Below are 19,454 nucleotides of genomic sequence, written 5' to 3' on the forward strand. Positions count from 1 at the left end.
CATTAATTTCACAAGCAGGCTGTACTGTAACTAGGTATTGCGGTAGTGCCGGTTCACTTTCATGCAATGGTACATCTTGTACTGGATCTAGGCCTGAGGTAGTAAATCCTTGGGTAAAATGTGATGGGGTTACAAGTTATTGTTATGGTCAACCAACTCCATAACTATCATTAAATAATCTGCCTTGAAAATTTCAAGGCAGATTACAAAAAAACAATTGTTTATGATCAAACTTATTAGTTATCTGACTATAATAATATTTATTTTAGGATGTTCAAAAGTTCAAACTGAAAAAATCCAATTATTCTCTACAGAAAAATTTTCAGACTATGATCTTGATTACTTCCTCTCCTCACTCAGTTCGATTGAGTTTGTCAATGGTACCTTCTATATAACCGAATATGACTATAGCAGATTATTAATTTTAGATAGAGACTTTTCGAAGAAACTTTTAATTGATGATTCGCACGAAAATTCTGGAGTAAGCTATCCTACATTTTCAACCCCTATTAACAACAAAATAGCTGTCTACAATTCAGGCAAACAAAGAATAGATTTTTACACCAATGAGGGGAAATTTATTGAAAATTTATCTTTAAAGGTGAATTCTGAGCTTTTGAATTTTGCTCAGCTAGACAATAAATTAGTCTACTCAATTTTACCAGATGATCTTCAAGGTCAATTTATTATCCATGATCAATACTCACATGAAATAAAAAGGTTTGGAGAATTAACCAACGTTTCATTCAACAAATTTCAAGAAATTTATAACAGCAAAGGTTATATTTTCCCATTAAAAAAGGGGTTCATTACAGTTTTACCCACAACAGGCGAAATAACAATTTATGATTCAGATTTAAACTCATCCTATAGTACAAACATTTTAGAGGAGATAAATTTGAAATCTGTCAAGGAAGATATTTACAACTTTTACAAGACAACACCAAACAGCACTATCGATATTGTTTCGGATTGTAAATTATTTGATGACAAATTATTCATATTGATTTATAACAGAAAACCAGAGGAGAGACCTAATCCCAGGCAAATTATTGTTTTCAATATTCATCAAAACGAAAAGATAAGATTAGAAAAGAAATATAATATCGGTGACATAAACAGCTATTATTCAAAAATATGCATAATTCCACCCAACAAAATTGCAGCATTTGAATTGCAAACTAGCGACATTCATATTTTTGAACTGAAATAAAGTGAGGCATATATTATGCCTCACCATAGCCCCCACCAAAATTCATTGGGAAATTTGGACCTTCAGCACCGGATTGAATCTTTCCAAAAGACTGCTCATATTTTGCAATATTATCCTTCAATGCCGCCAACAACCTTTTGGCATGATCCGGCGTCATGATGATCCTGGATTTTACTTTGGCCTTGGGCACACCTGGCATCAAGCGGATAAAATCAATGACAAACTCTGAATTCGAATGGGCAATCATCGCTAAGTTGGAATAAATGCCTTCAGCTACCTCTTCGGGTAATTCTACATCAATCTGTTGATTCTGGGGGGTATTCTTTCCGTCTTCCATATTTTTTGATTAAAAAAGGCCTGTATTTCACTACAGGCCTTTTATGATGATCTATGTAATTCGATTACTTAACAGCCTCTTTAGACTTTCTGATGGTCTTGTCCTTTTCTGCTGACATTCTATCATACTCATCTTGAGACCCCACGATGATACTTTTGAAGTTTCTCTGGCCGGTACCTGCAGGAATCAAATGCCCTACAATTACGTTTTCTTTCAAGCCCAAAAGTTCATCACGCTTACCTCTGATGGCAGCTTCACTCAACACTTTGGTAGTCTCCTGGAAGGAAGCCGCTGAGATAAAGCTCTCAGTGCCCAAAGATGCCGCCGTGATACCTTGAAGTGTTGGTCTGGAAACCGCAGTCTCAGCATCGCGCACCTGAACCAATTTCAAGTCCTTACGCTTTAAGCTGGAGTTCTCATCTCTCAACCTTCTGGCAGTAATGATCATACCAGGCTTCAAAGTAGAAGAATCACCGGCATCCATCACCACTTTCTTATCGAGGATATTGTCATTTTCCTCTCTGAAAGCCCACTTGTCTACAGTTTGTCCCTGTAGGAAGTTTGTATCTCCCGGCTCTAGGATTTCAACTTTTTGCATCATCTGGCTCACAATCACCTCAATGTGCTTATCGTTGATTTTCACACCTTGCAGACGATAAACTTCCTGAATTTCATTCACCAAGTACTCCTGAACCGCAGTTGGCCCTTTGATGGCCAAGATATCATTTGGCGTAATAGCGCCATCAGAAAGTGGTTCACCAGCTCTGATAAAGTCGTTCTCCTGAACCAGAATGTGCTTGGACAAGGAAACCATGTACCTTTTCTTCACACCATCCCTTGACTCAATGAAAATCTCTCTGTTACCACGCTTAATTCCACCATAAGTTACCACACCGTCAATTTCAGAAACTACAGCCGGGTTGGATGGGTTCCTGGCTTCGAACAATTCAGTTACTCTTGGAAGACCACCGGTAATATCTCTGGTTTTACCTACAGACCTTGGGATTTTAACCAAAATCTGACCAGCTCTTACTTTATCTCCAGATTCCACAGCAAGGTGGGCACCAACAGGAATGTTATACGCTTTACTTTCCTCACCATAGTTAACCACTACGGCTGGGTTTTTAGTCTTATCTTTTGTGTCGATGATCACTTTTTCACGATAACCTGTCTGATCATCGGCAACTTCTTTGTAAGTGATACCCTCTATAATGGCTTCAAATTCTACAGAACCGTCAAACTCAGAAAGAATGACTGCATTATATGGATCCCATGTACACAATGACTCACCCTTGGCAATTTTCTGGCCATCCTTTACATTCAATACCGCACCATAAGGCACGTGATTGGATACTAAGGTTTTGCCAGACTTGGCATCATTGATTTTGATTTCACCGGATCGACCCATAACGATGGAAATAGCGTCACCATCTTTATTGGTAGTATCAATCCACCTTAATTCTTCTTCAAATTCAACAACACCATCAAATTTAGCATTGATACTTGCCTCCACAGAGATATTTGATGCTGTACCTCCTACGTGGAAAGTTCTCAAAGTCAACTGAGTACCCGGTTCACCAATGGACTGTGCTGCAATAACACCAACAGATTCACCTGATTGAACCATTCCTCCAGTCGCAAGATTTCGGCCGTAACACTTGGCACAAACACCTCTTCTGGTCTCACAAGTCAATACTGATCTGATCTCAACCTCTTCGATTGTGGATTCATCTACTGTCTTAGCAATTTCTTCTGTAATCTCTATTCCAGAAGGAATAACGAGTTCATCAGTTATCGGGTCATATACATCATGAACGGACACCCTACCCAAAATTCTCTCAGATAGAGGTTCTACAATTTCGTCGTTATCTTTTAATGCAGAGACAACCAAACCTCTCAAAGTACCGCAATCATCTTCAGAGATGATCATGTCCTGTGCCACGTCTACTAACCTTCTGGTCAAATAACCGGCATCAGCTGTTTTCAAAGCGGTATCGGCAAGACCTTTACGGGCACCGTGGGTAGAGATAAAGTACTCCAATACGTCCAAACCCTCTTTAAAGTTGGACAGGATTGGGTTCTCGATAATTTCACCAACAGAACCCTGAAGGTTTTTCTGTGGCTTCGCCATCAAACCTCTCATACCACCCAACTGACGGATCTGCTCTCTGGAACCTCTGGCCCCTGAGTGCATCATCATGTAGATGGCATTGAAACCTTGCTTATCCTCTTCCATCTGTTTCATCAGGATGTTGGTCAAGAAGGAGTTGGTTCTGGTCCAGATATCAATTACCTGGTTGTATCTTTCATTGTCCGTGATCAGACCCATGAGGTAGTTGTTCCATACTTGGTCAACCTCATCTTTGGCCTTATTGATCAAAATGTCTTTATCATCCGGGATGATTACATCATTTAACCCCATTGAAAGACCACCGGAATATGCCATTTGGAAACCAAGATGCTTGATGTCATCAAGGAATTGAGCTGTTCTGGCTACACCGCAGATTTTAACTACTTCAGAGATAATCTGCTGCAGTTTTTTCTTGGTGAGCAGTTCGTTCACAAAACCTACTTCCTCAGGTACAAACTGGTTGAAGATCAATCTACCGGCAACGGTATCAATCACTTTTTCCTCTAGAGCGCCCTCTTCATTTCTGACTTTGACTTTACATTTTATCAATGCATGTTTAGAGACCGTTCCTTCATTCATGGCAATGATCACCTCTTCTTCGCCATAGAAGGTCATTCCTTCGCCCAAAACAGGCTCCTCAGGAGTGGATTTTTTACCTTTGGTCACATAATAAAGACCAAGTACCATGTCTTGCGAAGGTACCGTAATCGGTGCACCATTGGCAGGGTTAAGGATATTGTGTGAGGACAGCATCAATGTTGATGCTTCCAAGATGGCTTCATGTCCTAAAGGAACGTGTACCGCCATTTGATCACCATCGAAGTCAGCGTTGAAGGCTGTACACACCAATGGATGCAGCTGAATAGCCTTGCCTTCGATCAGTTTTGGCTGGAAGGCCTGAATACCCAGTCTGTGCAATGTTGGGGCACGGTTTAGTAGTACCGGGTGCCCTTTCAATACATTCTCTAGGATATCCCAAACTACCGGATCTTTTCTATCTACAATCTTTTTGGCAGATTTTACCGTTTTCACAATACCTCTTTCAATCAGCTTCCTGATAATAAAAGGCTTGAACAATTCAGCGGCCATATTTTTAGGAAGACCGCACTCATGGAGTTTCAATTCTGGTCCGACTACGATCACAGAACGACCGGAGTAATCCACCCTTTTACCCAAAAGGTTCTGACGGAAACGGCCCTGCTTGCCCTTCAGCATGTCTGAAAGGGATTTAAGTGCCCTGTTACCGTCTGATCTTACTGCATTTACTTTTCTGGAATTATCAAACAAGGAATCAACTGCTTCCTGAAGCATACGCTTTTCGTTTCTCAAAATCACCTCAGGAGCTTTGATATCGATCAAACGCTTCAAACGGTTGTTTCTGATGATCACCCTTCTATACAGATCATTAAGGTCAGAAGTAGCAAATCTACCACCATCCAAAGGTACCAATGGTCTCAATTCCGGTGGTATAACAGGAACCATACGGATCACCATCCACTCAGGACGGTTTTCAATTCTGGTTCTGGCATCTCTGAAAGCCTCAACAACTTTCAATCTTTTCAATGCTTCCGCCTTACGCTGCTGAGATGTATCAGTAGCAGCCTGGTGCCTTAAGCTGTAAGACAGGTCGTCCAAGTCCAACCTTGCCAATAGCATTTCAATGGCTTCCGCACCCATTTTGGCTATAAACTTATTAGGATCTTCATCGTCAAGCATTTGGTTTTCCTTTGGAAGCTTGTCCATGATATCCAAATACTCATCTTCTGTCAAAAAGTCTAAATACTGAACACCGTCCTCGGCCTTGATACCTGGATTGATTACTGCATATCTTTCATAATAAACAATCTGATCCAATTTCTTGGTAGGCAGGCCAAGAAGGTAACCGATTTTGTTAGGAAGGGACTTAAAGTACCAGATGTGCGCTACCGGAACCACCAATTCAATATGGCCCATACGCTCTCTTCTTACTTTTTTCTCAGTCACTTCAACACCACATCGGTCACAGATAATGCCCTTATACCTTATGCGCTTATATTTCCCACAATGACATTCCCAATCTTTCACAGGACCGAAAATCCGCTCACAGAACAAACCACCCATTTCAGGCTTATAGGTTCTGTAGTTGATGGTTTCAGGCTGCGTTACTTCACCATGTGAACTATCCAGAATGGATTCTGGAGAGGCCAAACTAATAGTGACTCTGGAAAAGTCGTTGTTTAGTTTTTTATTTTTTCTGAACGCCATAATTGTTGAAGAGTATGTTAAGGGCCTTTCGGCCCATTTTTTTTGAATTAATCAAGGGTAATTTCAAGAGCCAAACCTCTCAATTCATGAACCAATACATTGAATGATTCCGGAATATTAGGCTTTGGAAGGTTTTCACCTTTCACGATAGCTTCATAAGCTTTAGCTCTACCTACTACATCATCAGACTTAACTGTCAGGATCTCTTGAAGTACATGGGATGCACCAAATGCTTCCAAAGCCCACACTTCCATTTCTCCGAAACGCTGCCCGCCAAACTGTGCTTTACCACCCAAAGGCTGTTGCGTAATGAGTGAGTATGGTCCTATAGACCTAGCGTGCATCTTATCGTCTACCAAGTGACCTAGCTTCAGCATGTAGGCAATACCTACAGTTACAGGTTGGTCAAACTTATTCCCGGTAAGACCATCAAACAAGTAAGTCCTGCCATATGCCGGTAAGCCTGCTGCATCCAATTCTGTGGATACTTCTTCCATAGTAGCACCATCGAATATTGGGGTAGCATATTTCTTACCTAGCTTCAAACCTGCCCATGCCAATACTGTCTCATAAATCTGTCCGATGTTCATCCTTGATGGTACACCTAATGGATTCAATACGATATCCATAGGCGTTCCGTCCTCCAAGAACGGCATATCCTCATCTCTTACGATTTTGGCCACAATACCCTTGTTACCGTGACGGCCGGCCATCTTATCACCCACTTTCAGCTTACGCTTTTTGGCAATGTATACCTTAGCCAACTGTACGATACCTGCAGGAAGCTCATCCCCGACTTCCAGTGTAAACTTGTCTCTCTTGAACCTACCGGAAATTTCATTTCTGGAGTTGACATAGTTTTTCACCAATTGTTGGATCAGGTCATTGGTATGAAGATCTTCTGTCCAATCATCCAAAATGATGTCCGAAATTAAGTTCGCCTCTTCAGGCACATTGTAATTGGACTCATCTCTGTAAGGGTTTTTGGCAGGGAAAAGGTTCTGTTCAATGTTCTTAGCATTAAATTTCATCCCTTTGCTGATGATCTCATCACCAAATTTATGTTTAACACCCTGTGAAGTTTTACCATCGAGTAAGGTTACCAGCTTATTGATCATTTTTGCCCGGATACCCAAAAGGTCTTTGGAGTACTTCGCTTTTAATTTCTCAACTTCAGCCTTTGCCTTAGCCCTTAAATCTTTATCCTTTTTAGGTCTTGAAAACAACTTGGTCTCAATTACCACACCATTCAAAGATGGTGAAGCTTTTAAAGAAGCATCTTTCACATCACCGGCTTTGTCACCAAAGATAGCCCTTAGTAATTTCTCTTCCGGAGTTGGATCGGTTTCACCTTTAGGCGTGATTTTACCAATGATGATATCACCTTCTTTTACTTCAGCTCCCACTCGGATGATACCGTTTTCGTCAAGGTTTTTAACTGCTTCTTCAGAAACGTTAGGTATCTCAGAGGTCAATTCCTCTTCTCCTCTTTTGGTATCCCTTACTTCCAATTGGAACTCCTCAATATGGATAGAGGTGAAGATATCTTCTCTAACTACCCTTTCAGAAATAACAATCGCATCTTCGAAGTTATACCCCTGCCAAGGCATGTAAGCTACTCTTAGGTTTTTACCAAGAGCGAGCTCACCCTGATTGGTGGAGTATCCTTCACAAAGTACCTGTCCTTTGGTAATTCTATCTCCTTTAAGCACCAATGGTGTCAAGTTGATAGTAGTATCTTGGTTTGTTCTTCTGAACTTTATCAGACTGTAGGTTTTATACTGATCGGTGAAATTAACCAGAAGTTCATCGTCACTAAGGTCATATTTGATGGTAATGCTTTTCGCATCCACATATTCCACTACCCCATCGGCTTCTGCAACAATAAGGGCCCTGGAATCTCTTGCAGCTTTGGACTCAAGACCAGTACCAACGATTGGTGACTCAGGCTTCAATAATGGAACCGCCTGACGCTGCATGTTAGAACCCATCAAAGCCCTGTTAGCATCATCGTGCTCCAAGAATGGAATCAAGGAAGCAGCAACAGATACAATTTGGTTTGGCGCCACATCCATGTAGCTAATTTCCTTAGGCTCCAACACAGGGAAGTCACCTTCAAATCTTGCTTTTACACGTTCATTAATGAAGTTACCTTGTTCATCCAACGGCGCATTAGCCTGCGCTATGTTATTATCATCTTCTTCTTCTGCAGTCAGGAACACAATGTCATTGGCATCCATGCTTACTTTGCCTTCTTTCACCTTTCTATAAGGTGTTTCCAAGAAGCCCATCGTATTCACTTTTGCATGAACACAAAGAGAAGATATCAAGCCGATGTTTGGACCTTCTGGTGTTTCAATGGTACAGAGACGGCCATAATGTGTATAGTGAACGTCACGGACCTCAAATCCTGCCCTTTCTCTGGATAGACCACCGGGCCCCAAAGCAGACAGCCTACGTTTGTGCGTAAGTTCGGCCAGCGGGTTGGTTTGGTCCATAAACTGAGATAGCTGATTGGTACCAAAGAAAGAATTGATTACAGAAGAAAGCGTACGGGCATTGATCAGATCTACAGGTTTGAAGTCTTCATTATCCCTAACGTTCATTCTTTCGCGGATAGTTCTGGCCATTCTGGCCAAACCTACACCAAATTGACTGTAAAGTTGCTCTCCTACAGTTCTTACCCTCCTATTTGAAAGGTGATCGATATCATCTACAACGGCTTTCGAATTGATCAATCCGATCAAGTATTTTACGATGTTAATGATATCTTCAGTTGTCAATACAATTTTTTCAGGATCAATGCTCAGACCCAGCTTTTTATTGATTCTATATCTACCAACTTCACCAAGGTCATAGCGCTTGTCTGAGAAGAATAGGCCATGGATTACCTCACGGGCCGTAGACTCATCAGGAGCTTCCGTATTCCTTAACTGACGGTAAATCACTTCAACTGCTTCTTTTTCAGAGTTGGAGTTATCCTTTTGAAGGGTATTGTAGATAATGGAATAATCCGCCACATTCACATCTTCCCTATGTAGGATAACAGATTTGGCACCGGATTCAAGAATCAATTCAATATCTTCGTCTGTCAGAACGGAATCCCTTTCTAACAAAACTTCATTTCTATCTATAGATACTACCTCACCAGTATCCTCATCAACGAAATCTTCCACCCAGGTTCTCAAAACACGGGCTGCAAGCTTACGGCCTGTAATTTTTTTCAAGGTACTCTTGTGCGCTTCAACCTCTTCAGAAAGACCAAAAAGATCAAGAATTTCCTTATCAGAACCGTATCCAATGGCTCTTAACAAGGTTGTAACAGGGAATTTCTTTTTTCGGTCGATATAAGCATACATGACATTATTAATGTCAGTGGCAAATTCTATCCAGCTCCCTTTGAAGGGTATAATTCTAGCCGAATACAATTTAGTACCATTGGTATGCTTGCTTTGAGCAAAGAACACGCCGGGAGACCTATGAAGTTGAGATACGATAACCCTTTCAGCGCCATTGATAACAAAGGAACCTTTTTCGGTCATGTATGGAAGGTTTCCTAAGAAAACTTCCTGTTCAATTGTTTCAAAGTCTTCATTATCCTCATCATGACAAAGCAGTCTTAATTTTGCCTTAAGGGGAACGGAGTATGTCAAACCCCTGTCAATACACTCTTCAACGCTGTATTTTGGAGGGTCCACTGTGTAGTCAATAAACTCAAGGGTGAAATTTTCCCGGGAATCTGAAATAGGGAAATTTTCTGAAAAAACCTTGAACAGACCATCCTGTCTTCTTCTTTCTGCTGGAGTATCCAACTGGAAGAAGTCCTTGAAAGATTGTAATTGGATATCTAGGAAATCCGGATAGTCTTTGACTACCTTTATTGATGAGAAACTTTTCCTTGCGGTTTGATTCTGGATAGCCAAGGCAGTATATGTTTTTAGTGAAAATAAATAACCAAAAGCGACAATTTTCGCTTGAAATAGTGCAATTTTATACCTGAGCACAAACAGGAAAAGACCTGACTAGTTAGTCAGGTCTAAGCGCATAACCTTACCTATAAAAAGGAAAGGCTATTCAAATTACTTAATTTCTACTTCAGCACCAGCTTCTTCTAGAGACTTCTTCAAAGCGTCAGCCTCGTCTTTAGCGATACCTTCTTTAACTGCTTTAGGAGCACTATCAACCAATTCTTTAGCTTCTTTCAAGCCAAGACCAGTCAATTCCTTAACAAGCTTCACAACAGCCAATTTTTGACCACCAGCAGCTTTCAGGATAACGTCAAAAGCAGTTTTTTCTTCTTCAGCAGCGGCTTCACCAGCACCAGCACCACCACCAGCTACCATTACAGCACCAGCTGCAGCAGGTTCGATACCGTACTGATCTTTAAGGATATCTGTCAATTCTTTTACTTCTTTTACAGTCAAGTTAACCAACTGTTCTGCAAGTTGTGTAAGATCTGCCATTTTATTACTAATTTAAATTGTTTTTTGAATGATTTGATACGATTATTTTTCTTCTCTGTCGGCCAAAGTTTTAAGAACACCCGTAATGTTGTTCTGACCACTTTGTAACGCAGATACAAGGTTTTTAGCAGGGGACTGAAGCAATCCGATAAGATCGCCAAGCAATTCCTGCTTGGATTTAAGATTAGAAAGTAATTCAAGATTAGCTTCTCCAACAAATACATCAGTGTCGATGTAAGCACCTTTGAATACTGGTCTTGTTTCTTTCTTGCCTAATTTTTTCCTAAAATCTAGGAGTACTTTTGCAGGTAAATTTCCAATTTCTTTGGAAAACATGATACCTGAAAAACCTTTCAAGGTTTGATCAGCGAAGTCTTTGTAATCTCCTTCAAGGTTATCCAAAGCTTTTGCTATAAGGGTATTTTTGTACACCTTGTATTCCAAACCCTTTTCAAAACATACTCTTCTGAAAGCATTTACCTGAGCCACAGAGAAACCTGAAGCATCCGTGATATAGAAGTATGGTGTTTCTTTCAACTTCTCGGTAAGACTTTCGATTATTTGTAATTTTTCTTCTCTAGTCATGATTAAATACCTTGAATACTTCCTTTATCTACTTTCACTCCAGGAGACATTGTACTTGATAAGTGTATGCTCTTGAAATATGTACCTTTTGAAGAGGCAGGCTTAAGCTTGGAGATTGTATTGATAAGCTCTTTTGCATTTTCCTGAATTTGCTCAGGTGTGAAAGATGCTTTACCAATACCTGCATGAATGATTCCGAATTTATCAACTTTAAAGTCGATTTTACCGGCTTTCACCTCTTTTACAGCTTTGCCTACTTCTAAAGTAACGGTTCCTGATTTAGGGTTTGGCATCAAACCTCTAGGACCCAATACCCTACCTAGTCTACCAACTTTTGCCATTACGTTAGGCATGGTGATAATCACATCAATATCAGTCCATCCACCTTCAATTTTGGCGATATAATCGTCAAGACCCACATAATCTGCACCAGCTTCCTTAGCTTCTTCCTCTTTGTCAGGAGTACATAACACCAACACCTTCACGTCCTTACCGGTACCGTGAGGCAGGGCTACAACACCTCTGACCATTTGATCAGCTTTCCTAGGATCCACACCCAAACGGACGTCGATATCTACGGAAGCATCAAATTTTACATTGGTGATATCCTTTATAATGGAAGAAGCGTCTTCTAGGGAGTACTGCAGGCTTGGGTCGTACTTAGAAAGAGCTTCTTTTTGCTTTTTTGTTAACTTAGCCATAGTATTATTTTTATTCCTCCCAAGGAGCTTTACCAGAAACTGTGATACCCATACTTCTAGCAGTACCTGCAATCATTTTCATGGCAGATTCTACTTTGAAAGCGTTTAAGTCAGGCATTTTAACCTGAGCAATTTCTTTTACCTGATCCCAGGTAACAGAACCTACTTTTTTCCTATTTGGCTCTGAAGATCCACTTTTCACTTTTGCTGCTTCCAACAACATGATAGCTGCAGGAGGCGTTTTAACAACAAATTCAAAGCTTTTGTCAGAGAAAATAGTAATCAAAACAGGTAATACCTGTCCCATTTTTTCTTGGGTACGGGCATTAAACTGCTTACAGAACTCCATGATGTTCAAACCCTTGGAACCAAGAGCAGGACCAACCGGAGGCGATGGATTTGCCTGGCCACCTTTCACTTGTAATTTCAAATACCCAGTGATTTCCTTAGCCATTTCTTAATCTTGTTTTTCTACTTGTATAAAGTTTAATTCGACAGGTGTATTTCGACCAAAGATTTTGACCATAACGTTCAATTTCTTTTTATCTTCAAACACCTCTTCTATTGTTCCCGAGAAACCACTGAAAGGTCCGTCCATTACTTTAACGGTCTCTCCGACTATAAATGGTGTATCCAATTTCTCCGCAAACTCATCAATCTCCTCAACACGACCTAAAATCCTGTTGACTTCTGATTGTCGTAATGGCTCAGGGGTTTTGGAAGCTCCCCCTTGGTTTGAACCTAAGAAACCGATAACACCCGGGATACTCGTAATCACATGATTGGCCTCACCATGGCTCAAATCCGCATTGATCAAAACATAGCCTGGGAAAAAATTTCTTTCCCTTACCCTCTTTTTGCCATTGCGCATTTCGTAAACTTTCTCGGACGGTATCAACACCTCAGGAATAAACTCCTGAAGCTTCGCACGGACAATTTCATTATCCAAGTAAGACTTGGCTTTTTTCTCTTGTCCAGCTACCACCCTAAGTACGTACCACTTATGTTCAGCCATCAGTAATTATTAATCTTCGATTAGAATAAATCGTAAAACCATTTCATCAGGTTCTCGAATCCAAGGTCAATCAGGCCTATAACTAACGCAAAAATCAATGAAGCGACAATTACCAAAACGGCACTATTTTGAAGAAATGAATAAGTAGGCCATGTGACCTTGTTCTTCATTTCATCAATGGATTCGATGACAAAACTTTTTATATTCATGGTTTACATCATTAATTGCACGGGCAGAGAGATTCGAACTCCCATCAACGGTTTTGGAGACCGCTATTCTACCATTGAACTATGCCCGTAGATATTTTGGTTCCCAAAAGGAACGCAAAGGTAGTTAGAACTGGAATAAGAAACAAATGCGATCCCAAAAATTCTTCAGGATCGCATTTGATTTTATATCAATCTCGATGATTAGTCAAGAATTTCAGTCACCTGACCAGCACCTACAGTTCTACCACCTTCACGGATCGCAAAACGTAGACCTTTTTCCAAAGCAACTGCATTCAACAAATTCACCTCAATAGTAACGTTGTCACCTGGCATAACCATTTCCACGTTCTCAGGAAGCTTGATTTCACCGGTTACGTCAGTAGTTCTCAAATAGAACTGAGGACGGTACTTGTTGAAGAATGGAGTATGACGTCCACCTTCTTCTTTTGAAAGAACGTAAACTTCAGCCTTGAATAGAGCGTGAGGAGTTACAGAACCAGGCTTACAGATAATCATACCTCTCCTGATCTGAGACTTCTCAATACCTCTCAACAACAAACCTACGTTATCACCTGCTTCACCTCTGTCAAGGATCTTACGGAACATTTCCACACCAGTAACAGTAGACTTCAAGCCCTGAGCACCCATACCAATAATATCTACAGGGTCACCAGAGTTGATCACACCTCTTTCAATTCTACCGGTTGCTACAGTACCACGGCCAGTGATAGAGAATACGTCTTCTACAGGCATCAAGAAATCTTTGTCGATCAGACGCTCAGGAAGTGGGATATGCTCATCAACTGCATTCATCAATTCCATTACTGTATCCTCCCACTTAGCTTCACCATTAAGTGCACCAAGGGCAGATCCTGCAATTACTGGAATGTTGTCTCCGTCAAAGTCGTAGAAAGAAAGCAATTCTCTTACTTCCATCTCCACAAGCTCAAGAAGCTCAGGGTCATCTACCATGTCCACTTTGTTCAAGAATACAACAAGAGCAGGTACACCTACCTGACGGGCAAGAAGGATGTGTTCTCTTGTCTGTGGCATTGGGCCATCAGTAGCTGCTACCACAAGGATAGCGCCATCCATTTGTGCAGCACCGGTAACCATGTTCTTAACGTAATCAGCGTGACCAGGACAGTCTACGTGAGCGTAGTGCCTTTTTTCAGTTTGATATTCTACGTGAGAAGTGTTGATGGTGATACCTCTTTCTTTTTCTTCTGGAGCGTTGTCGATAGAAGAGAAATCTCTTAATTCAGAAAGACCTTTTTTGGCCAATACTGTTGTAATGGCAGCAGTCAAAGTTGTCTTTCCATGGTCTACGTGACCAATCGTACCGATGTTAACGTGCGGTTTGGAACGGTCAAAGGTTGCTTTTGCCATGCGTGAAAATCCTCTGTTTTAGTTAAAGATATGAATTAGTTAAATTTTTCAATGTTTCAGAGCCAACGACGGGATTTGAACCCGTGACCCCTTCCTTACCAAGGAAGTACTCTACCCCTGAGCTACGTCGGCTGATAACACTAATATGCTATAAAAAGCATAGAGCGGGAGACGAGGCTCGAACCCGCGACCTGCAGCTTGGAAGGCTGCCGCTCTACCAACTGAGCTACTCCCGCTTATATTACGCTTTGATCTTTTTCAAGATCATTTTAATTTAGTGGGGGAAACAGGATTCGAACCTGTGAAGACATAAGTCAACGGATTTACAGTCCGTCCCAGTTGGCCGCTTTGGTATTCCCCCAACTGAATTTTTTTAAGATTTTTAACCTTACAAAGGTTTTTGTACTCTTAACGGATGGCAAAATTATACCCTTTTCCTAAACATTCAAAATATTGTCAAAAATTTTCAAAGTATTTTTTACCAGCATCTATTAATCCGATTAGAATCAAGGAATTAATTTTCTTCTGTGTAAGATGAGATGAAAAATTCCATGTAACGCTTTGCCATTTCATCGGTTTCTTGATTCCAGATTTCTTTTGCCTTTTCCAAAACCGAGGAATCATCAATAAAAGCAAAAAGCCCAATAAATGCTGCAATCCTTATATAGTTAGCCCTATGAGCTCCAGCGAGTGTCTGTAGCTGTTCTATGGCCTTTGGCGCACCCTCCTGAGGCAATTTGGCGAAATAATCTCCATAGTACCCCAAATAGTAATACAAAGCCTGCCCGGTTAAAACATCAAGCTTTTCATGAAACCATTCTCCCTTTCCGGAAATTTCCTCTGATAAATAGTAATCTGCCAATGCGACAACCATTCGTATATTTTTTTCAGATTCATACCTGGCAGCAATCTCATCTCGATTGGAATTACTCTCTTCTTCCAAATAAGCACTCAATGCTGCACCAGCCACGTAATAGGAAGGATGGTTCATCCAACGCATGAAAGCCGGCGCATACTTTTCCCCATCGATCAATGAAAGGAGTTCTATGGCTCCTAGCCTTACCGTATGCCTTGGATCATTATCGGCCATTTCATAGAGTCTGTCTTCCAGCCGCTCTATGGCCATTAGCCACTCTGGATGCTGTGATATTTTCATAATAACCAGTTCGCGGATGGCCCAAAACTCATCATCAAGCCCTTTACCTATCAAAGCAGCCACATCCATATCCTCAGCATAATAAGTAGCTAGGCTGTCCAAGGCCTCATACCGGGCTACACCCAATTGTGAACTTCTGTATTGATGTATAAAATGCTCCTTCCCTCTGTAGGAACGCTTTTCTGCCAATATTTCTTTGGCCTCATCTACCAATAAGGTATTGACCGGAACTTCATTTTGGATAGCAAACTGCTGCCAAGCTTTATCAAGGACCAATTCCTTTTCATAGCGCTGACCTTGATGATACCAGCTGACTTTGAATGGTATTCTGTAAAGTGGGGTATTCGTGAAATCTTGTTGCTGGGCCACCGTCAATAATAGGTTTTCAGGTTGGCTGTAATCTACTTCATACGCTAAGATGGGATGACCTGAAGCCAAAAACCATTGATTGAAGTACCAATTCATGTCCATCCCTGTTACTTCCTCAAAAGCCAGCCTCAAATCGTGAACTTCTACGGCACTGAAAGCATGCTTTTCCAAATAATGTTTCAAGGAAGCGAAAAAAGCATCCTCACCCAAATGCCTTCTCAACATATGTAATATTCTTCCCCCTTTAGCATAAGAATGACTGTCAAACATATCCTCTCCATCCTCATGATAAAATCGCACCAAGTCCACCTGCTTTTCCCGTGACTCATCAAAGTATTGTTCCATTTCTGCCACCTGATGCATATCAGCATCATCCCTACCCTTTTTGTATTCGTACCAAAGGTATTCTGCATAATTGCCAAAGGCTTCATTTAAGGTGAGGTTAGCCCAGGACTCATTGGTTACATAGTTACCAAACCATTGATGAAATAATTCATGAGCGATGATACCATCCCATTCGGAATCAATCGCCTCTCTGGCTGTCAGGTTAAGTTCCTCCATAAAAATAGAAATGGTGGTGTTTTCCATGGCGCCGGATACAAAATCCCTCACAACGACTTGATCATATCGCTGCCATGGATAGCGTACCCCTAAAAGCTCGGAAAAAAAACCGATCATCTCCGAAGTATGGGCAAACACCTTTTTGGCGCCCTCCTCAAATTCCTTTTCCACATAATAATTGACTTGCATCCCTTCCCACTCATCCTGTATTTCCACAAAATCCCCAATCACTACAGCGGCCAAATATGGAGCATGGGGCAAATCCATCAACCAGTGATCTGTTCGGGTACCATCTCCATTGTCTTTACTGGACTGCAACAAACCATTGCTCAGCGTGCGGTAATCAGCATCCACTGTAAGCCTAATCTCTTGGGTTCCCCGTTCATTGGGTGTATCAATGGTGGGAAACCACTTGGAATTGTGTTCTGTTTCTCCCTGTGTCCATATTTGGGTAGGTTTATTGGGTTCTTCCCCTCTGGCATTGATAAAATAAAGGCCTTTGGTATCTGTTATTGCTCTGCTTCCTCCTCCGGCTTTCTCATTTGGCATAGCCGTATATTTGATCCTTACTTTGAGGGTGTCTTCACGGGTGAAGGATTTTGGAAGATAGGAGGTCAACTTTCTGCCATTATACCTAAAGTTAAGGGCCTGCTCACCATCATCCGTCAATAAAGCATAATGATGCACTTCAAAATCTTTGGCATCAAGCACCAGTTCATTTTGTGGAAAAAAGTATGGCTTCAGCGTCAGTTCTGCCGTTCCCAGCACCCATTCATTTTCATAATCAAAACTCAGATCCAAAGCCGTGTGCAACAAATCGAAATCTCTTTGCCTGCTGGCCTGATAGCCTTCAATTTTGTCTTCGAGGAGTCGGATCAATTCAGTCCGTTCAGGTCCACTTGCCACTGCAGTGTCCAGTTCAAAGAAAGGTTCTTCTACCTCTTCCTGATCAACCAACATGGTTTTAGAGGTTTGGCAGGACCAAAAAACAAATGCTGTCAACACCAAAATTAGATACGACTTGCAGTCTTTCATGAAAATGGTTTTTAAATATTTATCCTATATCTTAGCGCAAAATAATAGAAATGTATTCAGCAAGCATTAAAAATTCCGTATTTGAGGTAGAAAAGTCCAAGGAGTATTTTCTTGTCAACGGCAATATACTGGACTGGACCATTTCCAAAGTGCGCGACAGGCACTTTCTGGTAATCTATAAAGAACAGTCTTACAACCTGGAAGTAGTAGAAGTGGATACCCAGACCAAAATGGTCAAACTCAAATTAAACAACAAGCCCTGCGATATTCAGTTGAAGGACAAATTTGATCTCCTGCTGGAAAAACTTGGCATGAATAACCTGCAGCATCAAGCTGCCAAAGATATCAAAGCCCCTATGCCGGGACTGATATATGACATCAAAGTTTCAGAGGGTCAGGAAGTGAAAAAGGGAGATCCTGTACTTATTCTGGAAGCCATGAAAATGGAAAATATCCTGAAATCACCTGGGGATGGTACAATCAAAAGCATCAAAGTTAAGAAAGGGGACAGTGTGGAAAAAAATCAGGTATTGATCCAATTTTAAATAGGCACAGTTTCAGAATTCTTAAGGAAGGCCTTATATTTGGCGGATTTATAAAACAGAAAAAAAGAAATAGAATACCTTTTTCTTAGACCAACATCAATAATGAAATATAACAGAATATTGTTGAAATTGAGTGGCGAAGCTTTGATGGGAGAAAAAAACTACGGGATAGACTCCAACAGGCTGGAACAATACGCTCAGGAAATCAAAAAAGTAAAGGATCTTGGTGTAGAGGTTGCCATCGTCATTGGAGGAGGCAATATTTTTAGGGGTGTTCAGGCCGAAAAGACTGGAATAGACCGGGTACAGGGAGATTATATGGGCATGTTGGCCACCTTGATCAATGCCATGGCCTTGCAAAGTGCCTTAGAACAAAATGGGATGTTTACCCGTCTGATGTCAGGTATAAAAGTAGAAAGTGTCTGTGAACCTTTTATCAGAAGGCGTGCCATCAGGCACCTGGAAAAAGGCAGAATTGTGATATTTGGTGCGGGAATAGGCAACCCCTATTTTACCACCGATTCCACAGCCAGTCTTAGGGCCATTGAAATTGAAGCAGATGTGGTATTGAAGGGCACCAGAGTAGATGGCGTCTACACTGCTGACCCGGAAAAAGATAAAAATGCCACAAGATACAATGTGCTGTCTTTTCAGGAAGCCTATGAAAAAAACCTCAACATCATGGACATGACGGCGTTCACCCTATGTCAGGAAAACCATCTGCCCATTGTGGTGTTTGACATGAACAAGCCTGGCAACCTTCAAAAGATTGTTGCAGGTGAAGACATTGGAACCTTAATTACTTCAAAATAATCCAGAAACACATGGAAGAGATTCAATTATACCTGGACGAAGCCAAAGAGATGATGCAAAAGGCGGTAGACCATACCGCAGCAGAATTGGTAAAAATCAGAGCGGGAAAAGCCATGCCCAACTTATTGGATGGGATCATGGTGACCTACTATGGAGCCGCCACACCACTGCAGCAGGTAGCTTCGGTGACGACACCTGACGCCAGAACTTTGGCGATCAAACCTTGGGAAAGAACACTTATCAGTGAAATAGAGCGATCCATCATCAACTCTGATTTGGGTCTTGCTCCTCAAAACAATGGAGAAGTGATCATTTTGACGATTCCCCCTTTGACGGAAGAAAGAAGGAAATTATTGGTGAAACAAGCCAAGCAGGAAACTGAAAATGGCAAAATATCTATCCGGACAATTAGAAAGGACACCAATGAATCATTAAGAAAGTTGCAAAAGGACGGTGCTCCGGAAGATGAAGTGAAGCGAGCCGAAGATACCGTTCAAAAACTTACTGATAAATTTTCTACCAAAATTGATGAACTATTGGCCAAGAAAGAGGCTGAAATCATGACAATATAGTTAGGGAGTTACTTTTCCAAATCGCTAAAAATCATCAAGCCAGCCAAAAAAGCTGGCTTTTTTGTTCGCCAAAACCTGAGGGCAGGAGTAATTTGAAAACCAAAAACATTTAGAGC

Annotated in this window: 15 protein-coding genes and 4 tRNA genes; 4 read left to right on the forward strand and 15 right to left on the reverse strand. The window is 41.2% G+C overall.

All coding sequences use genetic code 11. The features are described 5' to 3' along the window. The first annotated feature begins 223 nt into the window (after window positions 1-223). Window positions 224-1,213: an NHL repeat-containing protein gene (locus tag B879_RS01625; RefSeq protein WP_009183385.1), complete on the forward strand. Its 990-nt coding sequence runs from the start codon at window positions 224-226 to the stop codon at window positions 1,211-1,213. Window positions 1,214-1,226: 13 nt separating this feature from the next. Here B879_RS01625 and B879_RS01630 read toward each other — a convergent pair whose 3' ends face one another. The 15 genes from B879_RS01630 to B879_RS01700 all read right to left on the reverse strand — a co-directional run bounded on the left by B879_RS01630 (window position 1,227) and on the right by B879_RS01700 (window position 17,408). Then, window positions 1,227-1,550 carry a DUF3467 domain-containing protein gene (locus tag B879_RS01630; RefSeq protein ID WP_009183386.1) on the reverse strand — a complete coding sequence of 108 codons (324 nt, stop codon included), beginning with the start codon at window positions 1,548-1,550 and terminating at the stop codon, window positions 1,227-1,229. A 64-nt stretch (window positions 1,551-1,614) separates the two neighbouring features. Beyond that, window positions 1,615-5,925, reverse strand: a complete 4,311-nt coding sequence (rpoC, locus tag B879_RS01635) for a DNA-directed RNA polymerase subunit beta' (protein ID WP_009183387.1) — start codon at window positions 5,923-5,925, stop codon at window positions 1,615-1,617. Between the two features lie 47 nt (window positions 5,926-5,972). Then, window positions 5,973-9,848, reverse strand: a complete 3,876-nt coding sequence (gene rpoB, locus B879_RS01640) for a DNA-directed RNA polymerase subunit beta (RefSeq protein ID WP_009183388.1) — start codon at window positions 9,846-9,848, stop codon at window positions 5,973-5,975. A 156-nt stretch (window positions 9,849-10,004) separates the two neighbouring features. Beyond that, window positions 10,005-10,388, reverse strand: a complete 384-nt coding sequence (gene rplL, locus B879_RS01645; RefSeq protein ID WP_009183389.1) for a 50S ribosomal protein L7/L12 — start codon at window positions 10,386-10,388, stop codon at window positions 10,005-10,007. Window positions 10,389-10,430: 42 nt separating this feature from the next. Then, window positions 10,431-10,973: a 50S ribosomal protein L10 gene (gene rplJ / locus B879_RS01650; protein ID WP_009183390.1), complete on the reverse strand. Its 543-nt coding sequence runs from the start codon at window positions 10,971-10,973 to the stop codon at window positions 10,431-10,433. Window positions 10,974-10,975: 2 nt separating this feature from the next. Beyond that, the gene (gene rplA, locus B879_RS01655) at window positions 10,976-11,674 is read right to left on the reverse strand and encodes a 50S ribosomal protein L1 (RefSeq protein WP_009183391.1); all 699 of its coding nucleotides are present in this window, start codon (window positions 11,672-11,674) and stop codon (window positions 10,976-10,978) included. 10 nt (window positions 11,675-11,684) lie between these two features. Beyond that, a complete protein-coding gene (gene rplK / locus B879_RS01660) occupies window positions 11,685-12,128 on the reverse strand; it encodes a 50S ribosomal protein L11 (protein WP_009183392.1) in 444 nt (147 codons plus the stop codon). Between the two features lie 3 nt (window positions 12,129-12,131). Then, on the reverse strand, window positions 12,132-12,689 hold the full coding sequence (gene nusG / locus B879_RS01665; RefSeq protein ID WP_009183393.1) for a transcription termination/antitermination protein NusG: 558 nt from the start codon (window positions 12,687-12,689) through the stop codon (window positions 12,132-12,134). A 20-nt stretch (window positions 12,690-12,709) separates the two neighbouring features. Continuing rightward, window positions 12,710-12,898, reverse strand: coding sequence for a preprotein translocase subunit SecE (gene secE, locus B879_RS01670; protein ID WP_009183394.1), 189 nt, complete (start codon window positions 12,896-12,898; stop codon window positions 12,710-12,712). 18 nt (window positions 12,899-12,916) lie between these two features. Then, window positions 12,917-12,987 (reverse strand) — tRNA-Trp (locus B879_RS01675). A 112-nt stretch (window positions 12,988-13,099) separates the two neighbouring features. Next, entirely contained in the window at window positions 13,100-14,287 is a 1,188-nt protein-coding gene (gene tuf / locus B879_RS01680) for an elongation factor Tu (RefSeq protein WP_009183395.1), read from the reverse strand. Between the two features lie 60 nt (window positions 14,288-14,347). After that, window positions 14,348-14,419, reverse strand: a tRNA-Thr gene (locus B879_RS01685). 31 nt (window positions 14,420-14,450) lie between these two features. Beyond that, window positions 14,451-14,523, reverse strand: a tRNA-Gly gene (locus B879_RS01690). A 42-nt stretch (window positions 14,524-14,565) separates the two neighbouring features. Continuing rightward, window positions 14,566-14,648, reverse strand: a tRNA-Tyr gene (locus tag B879_RS01695). Window positions 14,649-14,801: 153 nt separating this feature from the next. After that, entirely contained in the window at window positions 14,802-17,408 is a 2,607-nt protein-coding gene (locus tag B879_RS01700; protein ID WP_009183396.1) for a M1 family metallopeptidase, read from the reverse strand. 50 nt (window positions 17,409-17,458) lie between these two features. Between B879_RS01700 and B879_RS01705 the strand changes: the two genes are divergently transcribed. The 3 genes from B879_RS01705 (at window position 17,459) to frr (ending at window position 19,338) form a co-directional block, all read left to right on the forward strand. Next, window positions 17,459-17,953, forward strand: coding sequence for an acyl-CoA carboxylase biotin carboxyl carrier protein subunit (locus B879_RS01705; protein WP_009183397.1), 495 nt, complete (start codon window positions 17,459-17,461; stop codon window positions 17,951-17,953). 102 nt (window positions 17,954-18,055) lie between these two features. Continuing rightward, entirely contained in the window at window positions 18,056-18,766 is a 711-nt protein-coding gene (pyrH, locus tag B879_RS01710; protein WP_009183398.1) for a UMP kinase, read from the forward strand. An 11-nt stretch (window positions 18,767-18,777) separates the two neighbouring features. Further along, the gene (gene frr / locus B879_RS01715) at window positions 18,778-19,338 is read left to right on the forward strand and encodes a ribosome recycling factor (RefSeq protein ID WP_009183399.1); all 561 of its coding nucleotides are present in this window, start codon (window positions 18,778-18,780) and stop codon (window positions 19,336-19,338) included. Window positions 19,339-19,454 lie beyond the last annotated feature (116 nt).

It is taken from the genome of Cecembia lonarensis LW9 (assembly GCF_000298295.1).
Taxonomy (GTDB): Bacteria; Bacteroidota; Bacteroidia; order Cytophagales; family Cyclobacteriaceae; genus Cecembia; species Cecembia lonarensis.